Below are 14717 nucleotides of genomic sequence, written 5' to 3' on the forward strand. Positions count from 1 at the left end.
ACCATGGCAAACCGTCTAAGCAACGATTTCCAGTTCATCGACGTGGGTCGCCAGGACCCGAAGAAGAAGGAAGCGCGGACCCGCTCGCGGGAGTTCGCCGAGATCTACGAGCCCTACAAGCCCCAGGAGGCGGCCAGCCAGGCGCATCGCTGCCTGCACTGCGGCAACCCCTACTGCGAGTGGAAGTGCCCGGTTCACAACTACATTCCCAACTGGCTGCAGCTGGTATCCGAGGGCAACATCCTCGAGGCCGCCGAGCTGTCGCACAAGACCAATACCCTGCCCGAGGTGTGCGGCCGGGTCTGTCCCCAGGACCGCCTGTGCGAGGGGGACTGCACCCTCAACGACGGCTTCGGGGCGGTGACCATCGGTTCGGTGGAGAAGTACATCACCGATACCGCCTTCGCCATGGGCTGGCGCCCGGACATGTCCAAGGTGACCTGGACCGACCGCAAGGTGGCGGTGATCGGGGCCGGCCCGGCGGGGCTCGGCTGCGCCGACATCCTGGTGCGCAACGGCGTCAAGCCGGTGGTGTTCGACAAGTACCCGGAGATCGGGGGCCTGCTGACCTTCGGCATCCCCGAGTTCAAGCTCGAGAAGAACGTCATGGAGCGCCGCCGGGCGGTGTTCGAGGAGATGGGCATGGAGTTCTGTCTCGGCGTCGAGATCGGCCGCGACATCGCCTTCGACACCCTGCTCGAGGAGTATGACGCGGTCTTCCTCGGCATGGGTACCTACAAGTACATGGAGGGGGGGTTCCCGGGCGAGGACCTGCCGGGGGTGCACAAGGCGCTCGATTTCCTGATCGCCAACGTCAACCATTGCCTGGGCTTCGAGAAGGATCCCCGCGACTACATCACCTTCGAGGACCAGCGGGTGGTGGTGCTGGGTGGCGGCGACACCGCCATGGACTGCAACCGCACCTCGATCCGCCAGGGCGCGGCGAGCGTGACCTGTGCCTATCGTCGCGACGAGGAGAACATGCCGGGCTCGCGTCGCGAGGTGGCCAACGCCCGCGAGGAGGGCGTCGAGTTCCTGTTCAACCGCCAGCCGGTCGCGGTGGTGGGCGAGGACAAGGTCGAGGGCGTCAAGGTGGTGCGCACCCGCCTGGGCGAGCCCGACGAGAACGGCCGCCAGCGCCCCGAGGTGGTGCCGGGCTCCGAGGAGGTCGTCCCCGCCGATGCCGTGGTCATCGCCTTCGGCTTCCAGCCGAGCCCGGCGCCCTGGTTCGAGACCGTGGGCATCGAGCTCGACGAGCGCGGCCGGGTCAAGGCGCCGGAAGAGGGCGCCTATGCCTTCCAGACCACCAACGAGAAGATCTTCGCCGGTGGCGACATGGTGCGCGGCTCCGACCTGGTGGTCACCGCCATCTACGAGGGCCGCCAGGCCGGCGAGGGCATCCTCGACTACCTGGGCGTATAAGCAGCGGGCAACGGGCTTCGGGCAGCGAGCCGTTCGGAAATATCATGCTGCTCGAAGCTCGAAGCTCGAAGCTCGAAGCTCGAAGCTCGAAGCTCGAAGCTCGAAGCTCGAGCGCGATGGCTCCACCAAGGGTGAGCGGCGCCGGGGACGGGTCGGAGCGGAGGTCCTTTTCCAGGGGTGAGGCGGAAGGAGAAGAACATCCGGTGGATGTTCTTCCCGCCGAACGGGTTGGCCATGGATGGCCAACCCTGGTCCTGCAAGCGGAGCAGGATGCGAGAGCGCCGCAGGGAAAAGGTAGCGCCCAGGGAGGGGTTCACAGCGCCTCCGCGAAGACCTGTCGCCGGAACAGCCGCGGGTGCTGGCCACCGGAGCAACGCTGGCAGACTCACGACGCACAAGGACGAAACCCTGACATCTCGCTTGCGACTTGCGCGTCGGGCCGGAACAACGTCCTTCTTGCCGGCCCTCGATCGACATCCCTGTCGATCGCCGCTAGCCGCTTCGCTCTCTGTCAGCATCCTTGCGAAGTCGCTTCGCTAGCCAGCCCTGCTCCTGTATGGCCTCCTCTGGCCTGGCCAAAATTGAGCCATTGGTCGTATTCTGCTAGTCTGTCGTCCCATCCTGGCGCGGTTTCCTGCCACGCCTCATGATCACGTTTCGACAGGTTCTCCATGACACGATATATCTTCGTGACCGGCGGCGTTGTGTCCTCACTCGGCAAGGGCATCGCGTCGGCCTCGCTGGCGGCGATTCTCGAGGCGCGCGGCCTCAAGGTCACCATGCTCAAGCTGGATCCGTACATCAACGTCGATCCCGGCACCATGAGCCCCTTCCAGCACGGCGAGGTGTTCGTCACCGAGGATGGCGCCGAGACCGACCTCGACCTCGGTCACTACGAGCGCTTCATCCGCACGAAGATGACCCAGGGCAACAACTTCACCACCGGGCGGGTCTACGAGCACGTGCTGCGTCGCGAGCGCCGCGGCGACTACCTGGGCGGCACCGTGCAGGTGATCCCCCACATCACCGATGAGATCAAGCGTCGTGTCTATGCCGGCGGCGAGGGCTTCGACGTGGCACTCGTCGAGATCGGCGGCACCGTCGGCGACATCGAGTCGCTGCCCTTCCTGGAGTCGATCCGCCAGATCAGAAGCGAGCTGGGCGCGAGCCGGGCGATCTTCATGCACCTTACGTTAGTGCCTTATATAAAGACGGCGGGGGAGACCAAGACCAAGCCGACCCAGCACAGCGTCAAGGAGCTGCGCTCCATCGGTATCCAGCCCGATATCCTGATCTGCCGCAGCGAGGTCGAGCTCGAGGAAGCCGAGCGCCGCAAGATCGCGCTGTTCACCAACGTGGAAGAGCGCGCGGTCATCCCGCTGCAGGATGCCGACACCATCTACCGCATCCCGCTGATGCTCCACGAGCACGGCCTCGACGAGATCGTCTGCGACAAGTTGCGCCTCACGGCCGACGAGGCCGACCTCGGCGAGTGGGTGCACGTCCTCGACGCCAAGCTCAACCCGCTCAAGTCGATCAACATCGCCATGGTCGGCAAGTACATGGAGCTGCTCGACGCCTACAAGTCGCTCAACGAGGCGCTGATCCACGCCGGTATCCAGACCCGGGTGAAGGTCAACGTCGACTACATCGACTCCGAGGACATCGAGCGCCACGGCACCGAGCGCCTGGCCGGCAAGGACGCGATCCTGGTCCCCGGCGGTTTCGGCGAGCGCGGGGTGGAAGGCAAGATCGCCACCGCCCGCTATGCCCGCGAGAGCGGCACTCCCTACCTCGGCATCTGCCTCGGCATGCAGGTGGCGGTGATCGAGTTCGCCCGGAACAAGGCCGGCTGGGCAGACGCCAACTCCACCGAATTCACCCACGACACCCAGCATCCGGTGGTGGGCCTGATCACCGAGTGGATCAACGCCGAGGGCAAGATCGAGCTGCGCGATGCGGCCTCCGACCTGGGTGGCACCATGCGGCTGGGCGGCCAGATCTGTCACCTCGCGGCCGGCACCCGGGCCCGCGAGGCCTATGGCGCCGACGAGATCGTCGAGCGTCACCGTCATCGCTTCGAGGTCAACAACCAGTTCGTCGAGGCGCTGGAGAAGGCCGGCCTGGTGGTCTCCGGCAAGAGCGTCGACAATTCCCTGGTGGAGATGGTCGAGTTGCCGGACCACCCCTGGTTCGTGGCCTGCCAGTTCCACCCGGAGTTCACCTCCACGCCCCGTGACGGCCATCCGCTGTTCACCGGCTTCGTCAATGCGGCGCTGGAGCACAAGGCGGCACGTACCCGTGTCCAGCCCTCGCACCAGGAGTGAGGCCCATGCCTGTCATGACCGCGTCCAGATCCGAACGTCACATCGACTTTGCCGGCCTCACCGCCGGCAATTCCTTGCCGCTCATGCTGTTCGGCGGCATGAACGTGCTCGAGTCCCGGGAGCTCGCCCTCGAGGTCGCCGGGGCCTATGTCGAGGTCACCGGCCGGCTCGGCATGCCCTACGTGTTCAAGGCCAGCTTCGACAAGGCCAACCGCAGTTCGATCCACTCCTTCCGCGGCCCGGGGCTGGAGAAGGGGCTGGAGATCCTGGCCGAGGTGAAGGCGCGCTTCGAGGTGCCGGTGATCACCGACGTACACGAGCCCTGGCAGGCCGCCCCGGCGGCGGAGGTCGCCGACATCATCCAGTTGCCGGCCTTCCTGGCTCGCCAGACCGACCTGGTGGTGGCCATGGCCGAGACCGGGGCGGTGATCAACATCAAGAAACCGCAGTTCCTGGCGCCCCACGAGATGCGCCACATCATCCGCAAGTGCGAGGAGGCCGGCAATGACCGCCTGATCCTCTGCGAGCGGGGTTCGAGCTTCGGCTACAACAACCTGGTGGTCGACATGCTCGGCTTCGGTGACATGAAGCAGACCGGCTATCCGCTGTTCTTCGACGTCACCCACTCGCTGCAACGCCCCGGCGGGCGGGCCGACAGCGCCGACGGCCGTCGCGCCCAGGTCGCCGAGCTGGCTCGTGCCGGTGTCGCCGTGGGGCTGGCCGGGCTCTTCCTGGAGGCCCATCCGGACCCCGACAACGCCAAGTGCGACGGCCCCTGTGCGTTGCCGCTGGACAGGCTCGAGCCCTTCCTCACCCAGCTCAAGGCCATCGATGACCTGGTGAAGGGGTTCGCGCCGCTCGAGATCCAATAACACGCTTCTTCACGCTGACACGACAAAAGGAAAACGCATATGACCAAGATCGTCGACATTCATGCCCTCGAGGTGCTCGATTCCCGCGGCAATCCCACCGTGCAGGCCGAGGTGCGCCTGGAGAGTGGCGCGGCGGGCGTGGCCTGCGCGCCGAGCGGCGCCTCCACCGGCTCCCGCGAGGCGCTCGAGCTGCGCGACGGCGACAAGGCGCGCTATCTCGGCAAGGGCGTACTCAAGGCCGTCGAGGCGGTCAATGGTCCCATCCGTGAGCGCCTGCTGGGCATCGACGCCCGTGACCAGCGTGGCCTCGACGACGCCATGCTCGAGCTCGACGGTACCGACAACAAGGCCAAGCTGGGCGCCAACGCCATCCTCGCGGTGTCCCTGGCCGCCGCCAAGGCCGCCGCCAACGCCAAGGGCATGCCGCTCTACGCCCACATCGCCGAGCTCTACGGCCAGCCGGGCCGGTACCAGATGCCGCTGCCGATGATGAACATCCTCAACGGTGGCGAGCATGCCGACAACAACGTCGATATCCAGGAGTTCATGGTTCAGCCGGTCGGCGCGCCGAACTTCCGCGAAGGCCTGCGCATGGGTGCCGAGATCTTCCACGCCCTGAAGAAGGTGTTGTCGGCCAAGGGCCTGGCCACCTCGGTGGGCGACGAGGGCGGCTTCGCGCCGAACCTGGCCTCCAACGCCGAGGCGCTGGCGGTCATCAAGCAGGCGGTGGCCGATGCCGGCTACGAGCTCGGCCGCGACGTGACCCTGGCGCTCGACTGCGCCTCCTCCGAGTTCTACAAGGAGGGCAAGTACAACCTGTCCGGTGAAGGCAAGTCCTTCGATGCGGCAGGCTTCGTCGACTACCTGGCCGAGCTGTGCGACGACTATCCCATCGTCTCCATCGAGGACGGCATGGACGAGTCCGACTGGGACGGCTGGAAGGCGCTGACCGACAAGCTCGGCGACCGCGTGCAACTGGTCGGCGACGACCTCTTCGTGACCAATACGAAGATCCTCAAGCGCGGTATCGACGAGCAGATCGGCAACTCCATCCTGATCAAGTTCAACCAGATCGGCTCGCTCTCCGAGACCCTGGACGCCATCAAGATGGCCCAGGATGCCGGCTTCACCGCGGTGATCTCCCACCGCAGCGGCGAGACCGAGGACACCACCATCGCCGACCTCGCCGTGGGCACCAGTGCCGGCCAGATCAAGACCGGTTCGCTGAGCCGTTCCGATCGTGTCGCCAAGTACAACCGCCTGCTGGTGATCGAGCAGGAATTGGGCGACCGGGTGAGCTACCCGGGGCGTGCGGCCGTCAAGGGGCAGTAATCGAACGCTGTTGTCTTTTGCCTGATCTTTTGTAGGAAATTGCCTACATAGAGCCGAAGAGATTCGCTCGTTACGCCTGTCGAAGACCGATACCTTCCGGTGTCGGTCTTTTTATGTTGTTGATTATATTGGTTTTATTTGGCCTCACCCGAGCCGGCTTGCGCTGGCTCGCGAAAGATGCGCGGCCGGGGGAGGGTTGTGCTGCAGCGCAGGGCTGCCACAATGGTCACGGGACAAGGGAGAACGGCAAGGTTCTCTCGGCAGGATGCAACGGGATGCAAGTGTGGTGCGCCTGGTGCGACAGGAAGCCGCTTCCGGGCAGGGAAGGCGCCACAGGAGTCGGGCGGAGGGAACCGCCCAAGGATTGGCTGGGAGCGGGCGGCTTGCGGGCCGCCTTTTTGCCTGGTGTTCTCCTTCTTCGCTCAAGGCAGAAACGACGCCGCCGAATGTCGCGAGACATTCGGCGGCGGCGTTTGCGTGCCAGGCGACCGGGATCAGCGTTCGAGCTGCTCGAGCTTGTCCGGCTTGCCGTCCCACTCCTCGGCGTCGGGCAGCGGGTCCTTCTTCTCGGTGATGTTCGGCCACACCTCCGCCAGCTCGGCGTTGATCTCGATGAACGGCTCCTGGCCCTCGGGCAGCTCGTCCTCCGAGAAGATCGCCTCGGCGGGGCATTCGGGCTCGCACAGGGCGCAATCGATGCACTCGTCGGGGTGGATCACCAGGAAGTTGGGGCCTTCATAGAAGCAGTCCACCGGGCAGACCTCGACACAGTCGGTGTACTTGCACTTGATGCAGTTCTCGGTGACGACGAATGTCATGTCAGTCTCCCTCCCTCGGGCCGGGGTCGCCCGCGGCCGGTAATGAGTAACTCAGGAATGGTTATAAGAGGAGTGGTTCTTATAATCCTGATAATTTGATCGGGCCATTCTAGTCGTGGCGCGGGCTTTCCCGCAAGCGTGCCCCGCTGCCATTGTCGGTCATTCATACCGTCCCCTTCCAGCGATAGAGCAGCTCCAGCGCCTGCCGTGGCGTCAGGTCGTCCACGGCCAGGCCGTCGAGCTCCTCCACCAGCGGGTGGGGAGCGCTGGCGAAGAGGTCGGTCTGCTGCGGTACGCCGGGCCCGTCCGTTGCGGAGGCGAGCTGGCGGCTGCCCTGGTCGATCTCCTGCTGCTCGAGCAGGCTGAGCTTCTCCCGGGCGCGGGCGATCACCGCGGGTGGGACGCCGGCGAGTTGCGCCACCTGCAGGCCGTAACTCTGGCTGGCCGGTCCCTCTTCCACCCGGTGCATGAAGACGATGCCATCCCTGTGCTCCGCCGCCGTCAGGTGCACGTTGGCCACGCTCCCGGCCTGGTCGGCCAGCGCCGTCATCTCGAAGTAGTGGGTGGCGAACAGCGTGAAGGCCCGCGAGCGGGTCAGGTGCTCGGCGCTGGCCCAGGCCAGCGACAGGCCGTCGAAGGTGCTGGTGCCGCGACCGATCTCGTCCATCAGCACCAGGCTGTGGTCGGTGGCGTTGTGCAGGATGCTGGCGGTCTCGGTCATCTCCACCATGAAGGTGGAGCGCCCGCCGGCGAGGTCGTCGGAGGAGCCGATGCGGGTGAAGATGCGGTCGACCGGGCCGATCTCCGCCGCGTCCGCCGGCACGAAGCTGCCGGTGTGGGCGAGCAGGGTGATCAGCGCGGCCTGGCGCATGTAGGTCGACTTGCCGCCCATGTTGGGCCCGGTGATGACCAGCATCCGCCGCGTGTCATCCATCACCAGGTCGTTGGGCACGAAGGGCGTCTCGCTGACCTGCTCCACCACCGGATGACGGCCGCCGCGAATGCTGATGCCGGGGGTCTCGAGCAGTTGAGGGCGCGAGAAGTCCAGCGCCTGGGCGCGTTCGGCGAAGGCGCACAGCACGTCCAGCGCCGCCAGGGCACGGCCGGTGGCCTGCAGCGCATCGAGGTCGGCGTTGAGGGTGTCGAGCAGGCCGTCGTAGAGCAGCTTCTCCCGGGCCAGGGCGCGAGACTTCGCCGACAGCGCCTTGTCCTCGAACTCCTTGAGCTCGGGGATGATGAAACGCTCGGCGTTCTTCAGGGTCTGGCGGCGGACATAGTCCGCCGGGGCGTCGCGGGCCTGGGCGCGGGGAATCTCGATGTAGTAGCCATGGACCCGGTTGTAGCCGACCTTGAGCCCGGGCAGGCCGGTGCGTTCCCGCTCGCGGGTCTCGAGCCGGACCAGGTAGTCGCCGGCGTGCTCGGCGAGCCCGCGGTGCTCGTCGAGCTCGGCGTCGAAGCCCTCGGCGATCACCCCGCCGTCGCGGATGACCACCGGTGGGTTCTCGACCAGGGCGCGGGTCAGGGTGTCGGCCAGCGCGGGGTAGGGGCGAATGTGCCGGCGCAGCTCGTCGAGGGCCGTGCCCTCGCTGTAGACGGCGAGTTCCCGCTCCAGCCCGGGCAGGGCCGCGAGGGCGTCGCGCAACCGGGCGAGATCCCGCGGGCGGGCGCTGTAGAGCGCGACCCGCGCCAGGATGCGCTCCATGTCGCCGATCGCCTTGAGTGCCTCGCGCAGCGCCACGAAGCCCTCGACGTCGAGCAGCAGGGCCACCGCCGCCTGGCGCGCCGCGACCTGGTCCCGGTCACGCAGCGGCCGGTTGAGCCAGCGCTTGAGCAGCCGCGAGCCCATGGCGGTGGCGGTGGTATCGAGCACGCTGGCCAGGGTGTTGTCGGCGGTGCCGCCGAGGTTGGTGTCGATCTCCAGGTTGCGGCGGCTGGCGGCATCGATCACCACGGCATCGTCGCGGCTCTCCACGCCGATGGCGGTGACATGGGGCAGTCGCGAGCGCTGGGTGTCGCGGGCGTAGTCGATCAGCACCCCGGCGGCGGTCAGTGCCGCTTCCAGGTGGGCACAGCCGAAGCCGCGCAGGTCCTGGACCTGGAACTGGTCGCACAGGGTTCGGCTGGCGCTCTCCAGGTCGAACAGCCAGTCGCTCTGGCGACGCAGGCCGCGGCGCCCGTCGAGGCCCGGCGGCAGCGCCAGGCCCTCGGGGACCAGCAGCTCGGCCGGGTCCAGGCGCTGGAGCTCGGCCAGCATCTCGCCCTCGCCCTCGACTTCCAGCACGCTGAAGCGGCCGCTGGAGAGCTCCAGCCAGGCCAGCCCCCAGCATTCGCCTCGCGGATGCAGGGCGACCAGCAGGTTGTCGCGGCGGGCGTCGAGCAGCGCCTCGTCGTAGAGGGTCCCCGGGGTGACGATGCGCACCACGCGGCGCTCCACCGGTCCCTTGCTGGTCGCCGGATCGCCGATCTGCTCGCAGATCGCCACCGACTCGCCGGCGGCCACCAGGCGGGCCAGGTAGCCTTCGGCGCTGTGGTAGGGGACCCCGGCCATGGGAATCGGCTTGCCGGCGGACTGGCCGCGCTGGGTCAGGGTGATGTCGAGCAGGGACGCGGCGCGCCTGGCGTCGTCGAAGAACAGCTCGTAGAAGTCGCCCATGCGGTAGAAGAGCAGCACGTCCGGATGCTCGCGCTTGATCTTGAGGTACTGGGCCATCATCGGCGTATGCTGGGCGCTGGCCTGGGACATGGGGTTCCTGTGATACTCCGTCGGGTTCCGTGGGGCCGCGGCAGCGTGGTGTGCCGCAGCCTGCATGTCGCGAACAAAGGCAGTATTGTACGGAAAAGTCGACGCAAATTCCTTCAGGAGCGATGCGATGTCCCACAGTGCCGCCAGCCTGGCCAATCTCGACCTGACGCTGCTCGCCGAACGCCTGGGGCGGTCCTGCCGCGAGCGTGGCGTGACGGTGACGGCCGCCGAATCCTGCACCGGCGGCGGGGTGGCCAGCGCCATCACCGCGGTGGCCGGCAGCTCCGACTGGTTCGAGACCGGCTATGTGACCTATGCCAACGGCGCCAAGACCCGCCTGCTGGGGGTCCCGGAAGCGACCCTCACGGAGCACGGCGCGGTCAGTCGCGAGGTGGTCGAGGCCATGGTCGCCGGCGCCTGCCGCGACAGCGGCGCGGACCTCGGCGTGGCGATCAGCGGGGTGGCCGGCCCGGGGGGCGGCAGCCCCGAGAAGCCGGTGGGCACCGTCTGGCTGGCCTGGGGCGACGGCGAGCACCAGCAGGCGGTCCGTCGCCACTTTCCCGGCGATCGTCGCGCGGTGCGCGAGCAGGCGGTGCACGAGGCCCTGGTCGGCTTGATTCGGCAGCTGGAGCGCGACTGACGCGCCCCCGTCGCCGATGCTGGCCGAGCGAGGTTTTTTTCGCCATACTACTGTGCAGTCATACAGTACCCAATCCATTTCTCTCGTTTCATTCCATTGCCAGGAGACCCGTGATGGCTCAGGACGACAACCGTTCCAAAGCGCTGAATGCTGCGCTTTCCCAGATCGATCGCCAGTTCGGCAAGGGCACCGTGATGCGCCTCGGCGATGCCCCGCGGGTGGTCATGCCGTCGGTGTCCACCGGCTCGCTCGGGCTCGATATCGCGCTCGGCATCGGCGGTCTGCCGCTGGGCCGGGTGGTGGAGATCTTCGGGCCGGAGTCCTCGGGCAAGACGACGCTGACCCTGTCGGTGATCGCCCAGGCCCAGAAGCAGGGCAAGACCTGCGCCTTCATCGATGCCGAGCACGCCCTGGACCCCAGCTATGCCGAGAAGCTCGGCGTCAACCTCGACGACCTGCTGGTCTCCCAGCCAGACACCGGCGAGCAGGCCCTCGAGATCTGCGACATGCTGGTGCGCTCCGGCGGCGTCGACGTGATCATCATCGACTCGGTGGCCGCGCTCACCCCGCGGGCCGAGATCGAGGGCGAGATGGGCGACTCCCACGTCGGCCTGCAGGCGCGCCTGATGTCCCAGGCGCTGCGCAAGATCACCGGCAACATCAAGAACGCCAACTGCATGGTGGTGTTCATCAACCAGATCCGCATGAAGATCGGCGTGATGTTCGGCAGCCCCGAGACCACTACCGGGGGCAATGCGCTGAAGTTCTACGCCAGCGTGCGTCTCGATATCCGCCGCACCGGCTCGGTCAAGCAGGGCGACGAGGTGACCGGCAACGAGACGCGGGTCAAGGTGGTCAAGAACAAGGTGGCGCCGCCGTTCCGCCAGGCCGAGTTCCAGATCCTCTACGGCAAGGGCATCTACCATGCCGGCGAGGTGATCGACCTGGGCGTGCAGTGCAAGCTGGTCGACAAGGCCGGCGCCTGGTACAGCTACCAGGGCAACAAGATCGGCCAGGGCAAGGCCAATGCCGCCCAGTTCCTCGAGGACAACCCGGCCATCATGGAGGAGATCGAGAGCCAGATCCGCGCCCAGCTGCTCGCCGCACCGGAGCCGAAGAAGGAGGAGGCCGAGGTGGCGGTGGCCGGCGCCGAGGCGCGCGAGGACGACCTGCTCTAAACGATGCCCGACCAGCCAGCCCCCGGTCGCGACGCGACCCCCCGGGACGATGCCATCCGCCTGCTGGCGCGGCGCGAGTACTCCCGCGCCGAGCTGCTCGAGCGGCTGTCTGCCCGCGGCCATGAAGCGGCCGACATCCAGGCCTGCCTCGACGCTCTGGCCGAGCAGGGGCTGCAGTCCGACGCCCGCTTCGCCGAGAGCTTCCTGCGCTCGCGGATCGCTCGAGGGCAGGGTCCGCTGAAGATCCGCGCCGAGCTCGAGCGGCGCGGCATCGATCGCGAGCGGATCCGTGACGCCTTCGCCGAACTCGAGGGCCAGGGCGAGGCCGACTGGTTCGCCCTGGCCCGTGAGGCCCTGGCGCGGCGCTTCACCGGCCCCGGCGACACCCCTCGCGAGCGTGCCCGCCGCGAGCGCTTCCTGGCCGGCCGCGGGTTCGCGTTCGACCAGCTGCGCCACGCCCTGGCCCACGCCTGGGACGAAGCGCCTGAACAGGGCTAGTCTAACCGCGGGGCGCCGGGGGCGGGCCTGCCCCCGGATCAGCCCCGAAGTCAGCCCCGCGTGGTGCAGTCAGCGGCGCCCCTTCAGTCGCTTGACAACTGCGGTATAATAGCTCCCTTTGCGAAAGCCCGGGTGGCGCGAGCAGCGCGCGCCGGCGCGGCGTTTCCGGCTCTCGCCGGACTCCCGCCTGCCCGCCGGGTCACCATGCCATCGCCACGGATACCCCATGAAAAGCGCAGATATCAGACAGGCCTTTCTGAGTTTCTTCGAACAGCACGGCCACACCGTCGTGCCGTCCAGCTCCCTGGTGCCGGGCAACGACCCGACCCTGCTGTTCACCAACGCCGGCATGGTGCCGTTCAAGGACGTCTTCCTCGGCCGCGACCCACGCCCCTACGTGCGGGCGGCCTCGTCCCAGCGCTGCGTGCGTGCCGGCGGCAAGCACAACGACCTCGACAACGTCGGCTATACCGCCCGCCACCACACCTTCTTCGAGATGCTGGGCAACTTCAGCTTCGGCGACTACTTCAAGCGTGACGCCATCCGCTTCGCCTGGGTCTTCCTCACCGAGGTGCTGGGCCTGCCGAAGGAGAAGCTGTGGGTCACGGTGCATGTCAGCGACGACGAGGCCGAGCGCATCTGGAAGGACGAGATGGGGATCGATCCGGCGCGCTTCTCCAAGCTCGACGAGGACAACTTCTGGCAGATGGGCGATACCGGCCCCTGCGGCCCCAGCTCCGAGATCTTCTTCGACCACGGCCCCGAGGTGTGGGGCGGGCCTCCCGGCAGCCCCGAGGAGGACGGCGATCGCTACATCGAGATCTGGAACCTGGTGTTCATGCAGTTCGACCGCGACGCGGCCGGCACCCTGAACCCGCTGCCCAAGCCGTCCATCGACACCGGCATGGGGCTGGAGCGCATCGCCGCGGTGATGCAGGGCGTGCACTCCAACTACGAGATCGATCTCTTCCAGAGCCTGCTCGAGGCCGCGGCCCGCGCCACCGGCCATGAAGACACCACCACGCCGTCGCTGCGGGTGATCGCCGACCATATTCGCTCCTGCGCCTTCCTGATCGCCGACGACGTGCTGCCCTCCAACGAGGGGCGCGGCTATGTGCTGCGCCGGATCATCCGCCGCGCCATCCGTCACGGCCACAAGCTGGGCGCCAAGGGCAGCTTCTTCCACAAGCTGGTGGGGGCGCTGGACGCCGAGATGGGCGAGGCCTTCCCGGAGCTGCGTCGGGCGCGCCACCAGATCGAGCGCATCCTGCTCAAGGAGGAGGAGCAGTTCGCCCGCACCCTCGAGCACGGCATGCGCCTGCTCGAGGAGGCGCTGGGCGGTCTCGACGGCGAGGTGCTGCCCGGCGAGACGGTGTTCAAGCTCTACGACACCTACGGCTTCCCCTATGACCTCACCGCCGACGTCTGTCGCGAGCGCGGCGTGACCCTCGACGAGGCGGGCTTCGAGCGCGAGCTCGAGGCCCAGCGGGAGCGGGCGCGCGCCGCCAGCCAGTTCGGCGCCGACTACGCTGCCGCCCTGGAGCTCGAGGGCGAGACCGCCTTTACCGGCTACGACCGCCTGGAGGATCGCGCCAGGGTCACCGCCATCGTCGACAGCGCCGGCAACGAGCTGGCGGCGCTGGAGCCCGAGCAGAAGGCCGTGGTGGTACTCGACCGCACGCCCTTCTACGGCGAGTCGGGCGGCCAGGTGGGCGACACCGGCTACCTGCACCTCGACGACGGCGGCCGCTTCCTGGTCACCGACACCCAGAAGCAGGCCGGCCACCACCTGCACCACGGCGTGCTGCTCGAGGGCGCTCTCGCGGTGGGGGTCGAGGTGCGCCCACAGGTCGACGCCAGGCTGCGAGCGGCCACGGTGCGCAACCACTCGGCCACCCACCTGATGCACCAGGCGCTGCGCCTGGTGCTGGGCGACCATGTCCAGCAAAAGGGCTCGCTGGTGACCCCCGAGCGGTTGCGCTTCGACTTCAGCCATTTCGAGGCGATGACGCCGGAGCAGCTGGACGAGGTGGAGCGCCTGGTCAACGAGCAGATCCTCGCCAATGCCCCGACACGCATCGAGCACATGAGCCTCGACGAGGCCAAGGCCAAGGGCGCCGCGGCACTGTTCGAGGCCAAGTACGCCGACGACGTCCGGGTGCTGACCATCGGCGATGACGACTTCTCCATCGAGCTGTGCGGGGGCACCCACGTGGCGCGCAGCGGCGACATCGGCTGCTTCCATATCGTCAGCGAGACCGGCATCGCCTCCGGTGTGCGTCGCATCGAGGCGATCACCGGCGAAGGGGCACTCGCCTGGTTCCGCGAGCAGGAGGCCCGGTTGAATCGCATCGGCGAGCGGCTCAAGGCCAAGCCGGAGCAGGCGGAGGAGCGGGTCGAGTCGCTGCTCGAGCGCAACCGTAGCCTGGAGAAGGAACTCGAGCGGCTCAAGGCCAAGCTCGCCAGCGCCGCCGGCAGCGACATGCTCAGCCAGGCCCGGGAGGTCAACGGGGTCAAGGTACTGGCCACCCGGCTCGAGGGGGTGTCCGGCAAGGAGCTGCGCGGCATGCTCGACCAGCTCAAGAACAAGCTGGGCTCCGGCATCGTGGTGCTGGGCGTGGCCGACGAGAGTGCCGGCAAGGTGAGCCTGATCGCCGGCGTCACCGAGGACCTCACCGGCCGCGTCAAGGCCGGCGAACTGGTCAACCACGTGGCCTCCCAGGTCGGCGGCAAGGGTGGCGGCCGACCCGACATGGCCCAGGCCGGCGGCAACGACGTGGCGGCCCTTCCCGGGGCGCTCGAGAGCGTTCCGGGCTGGGTCGAGTCGCGGCTCCAGTAACCGCTTTCCCAGGGCCGGTGGCAGCGATGCCCCGGCCCTGGCCACATT

At 67.7% G+C, this 14717-nt stretch carries 10 protein-coding genes; 8 read left to right on the forward strand and 2 right to left on the reverse strand.

Going from position 1 to position 14717, the window contains the following annotated elements; translation table 11 throughout:
- Positions 1 to 3 precede the first annotated feature (3 nt).
- The 4 genes from CR157_RS07855 to eno all read left to right on the forward strand — a co-directional run bounded on the left by CR157_RS07855 (position 4) and on the right by eno (position 5953).
- A complete protein-coding gene (locus CR157_RS07855; RefSeq protein ID WP_110283004.1) occupies positions 4 to 1422 on the forward strand; it encodes an FAD-dependent oxidoreductase in 1419 nt (472 codons plus the stop codon).
- Positions 1423 to 2093: 671 nt separating this feature from the next.
- Positions 2094 to 3749: a CTP synthase gene (locus tag CR157_RS07865; RefSeq protein WP_110283006.1), complete on the forward strand. Its 1656-nt coding sequence runs from the start codon at positions 2094 to 2096 to the stop codon at positions 3747 to 3749.
- 14 nt (positions 3750 to 3763) lie between these two features.
- On the forward strand, positions 3764 to 4621 hold the full coding sequence (kdsA, locus tag CR157_RS07870; protein ID WP_110283456.1) for a 3-deoxy-8-phosphooctulonate synthase: 858 nt from the start codon (positions 3764 to 3766) through the stop codon (positions 4619 to 4621).
- 39 nt (positions 4622 to 4660) lie between these two features.
- A complete protein-coding gene (gene eno / locus CR157_RS07875) occupies positions 4661 to 5953 on the forward strand; it encodes a phosphopyruvate hydratase (protein WP_110283007.1) in 1293 nt (430 codons plus the stop codon).
- Positions 5954 to 6447: 494 nt separating this feature from the next.
- Here eno and fdxA read toward each other — a convergent pair whose 3' ends face one another.
- Positions 6448 to 6771: a ferredoxin FdxA gene (fdxA, locus tag CR157_RS07880; protein WP_110283008.1), complete on the reverse strand. Its 324-nt coding sequence runs from the start codon at positions 6769 to 6771 to the stop codon at positions 6448 to 6450.
- A 163-nt stretch (positions 6772 to 6934) separates the two neighbouring features.
- Positions 6935 to 9514, reverse strand: coding sequence for a DNA mismatch repair protein MutS (gene mutS / locus CR157_RS07885; RefSeq protein WP_110283009.1), 2580 nt, complete (start codon positions 9512 to 9514; stop codon positions 6935 to 6937).
- A gap of 127 nt (positions 9515 to 9641) precedes the next feature.
- Here mutS and CR157_RS07890 point away from each other — a divergent pair, with 127 nt between their 5' ends.
- The 4 genes from CR157_RS07890 (at position 9642) to alaS (ending at position 14669) form a co-directional block, all read left to right on the forward strand.
- Positions 9642 to 10154: a CinA family protein gene (locus tag CR157_RS07890; RefSeq protein WP_110283010.1), complete on the forward strand. Its 513-nt coding sequence runs from the start codon at positions 9642 to 9644 to the stop codon at positions 10152 to 10154.
- Positions 10155 to 10267: 113 nt separating this feature from the next.
- Positions 10268 to 11332 carry a recombinase RecA gene (recA, locus tag CR157_RS07895; protein ID WP_110283011.1) on the forward strand — a complete coding sequence of 355 codons (1065 nt, stop codon included), beginning with the start codon at positions 10268 to 10270 and terminating at the stop codon, positions 11330 to 11332.
- Between the two features lie 3 nt (positions 11333 to 11335).
- On the forward strand, positions 11336 to 11830 hold the full coding sequence (locus tag CR157_RS07900) for a regulatory protein RecX (RefSeq protein WP_110283012.1): 495 nt from the start codon (positions 11336 to 11338) through the stop codon (positions 11828 to 11830).
- A 226-nt stretch (positions 11831 to 12056) separates the two neighbouring features.
- Positions 12057 to 14669, forward strand: coding sequence for an alanine--tRNA ligase (gene alaS, locus CR157_RS07905; RefSeq protein ID WP_110283013.1), 2613 nt, complete (start codon positions 12057 to 12059; stop codon positions 14667 to 14669).
- Positions 14670 to 14717 lie beyond the last annotated feature (48 nt).

The sequence above is a fragment of the Halomonas sp. LBP4 genome, assembly GCF_003202205.1.
Taxonomy (GTDB): domain Bacteria; phylum Pseudomonadota; class Gammaproteobacteria; order Pseudomonadales; family Halomonadaceae; genus Halomonas; species Halomonas flagellata.

Excerpts from the sequence above, each read along its gene's own strand:
- eno (WP_110283007.1), top strand. The coding sequence starts at position 4,661 with ATGACCAAGATCGTCGACATTCATGCCCTCGAGGTGCTCGATTCCCGC.
- CR157_RS07900 (WP_110283012.1), top strand. The coding sequence starts at position 11,336 with ATGCCCGACCAGCCAGCCCCCGGTCGCGACGCGACCCCCCGGGACGAT.
- kdsA (WP_110283456.1), top strand. The coding sequence starts at position 3,764 with ATGACCGCGTCCAGATCCGAACGTCACATCGACTTTGCCGGCCTCACC.
- CR157_RS07855 (WP_110283004.1), top strand. The coding sequence starts at position 4 with ATGGCAAACCGTCTAAGCAACGATTTCCAGTTCATCGACGTGGGTCGC.
- recA (WP_110283011.1), top strand. The coding sequence starts at position 10,268 with ATGGCTCAGGACGACAACCGTTCCAAAGCGCTGAATGCTGCGCTTTCC.
- fdxA (WP_110283008.1), bottom strand. The coding sequence starts at position 6,771 with ATGACATTCGTCGTCACCGAGAACTGCATCAAGTGCAAGTACACCGAC.
- CR157_RS07890 (WP_110283010.1), top strand. The coding sequence starts at position 9,642 with ATGTCCCACAGTGCCGCCAGCCTGGCCAATCTCGACCTGACGCTGCTC.
- mutS (WP_110283009.1), bottom strand. The coding sequence starts at position 9,514 with ATGTCCCAGGCCAGCGCCCAGCATACGCCGATGATGGCCCAGTACCTC.
- alaS (WP_110283013.1), top strand. The coding sequence starts at position 12,057 with ATGAAAAGCGCAGATATCAGACAGGCCTTTCTGAGTTTCTTCGAACAG.
- CR157_RS07865 (WP_110283006.1), top strand. The coding sequence starts at position 2,094 with ATGACACGATATATCTTCGTGACCGGCGGCGTTGTGTCCTCACTCGGC.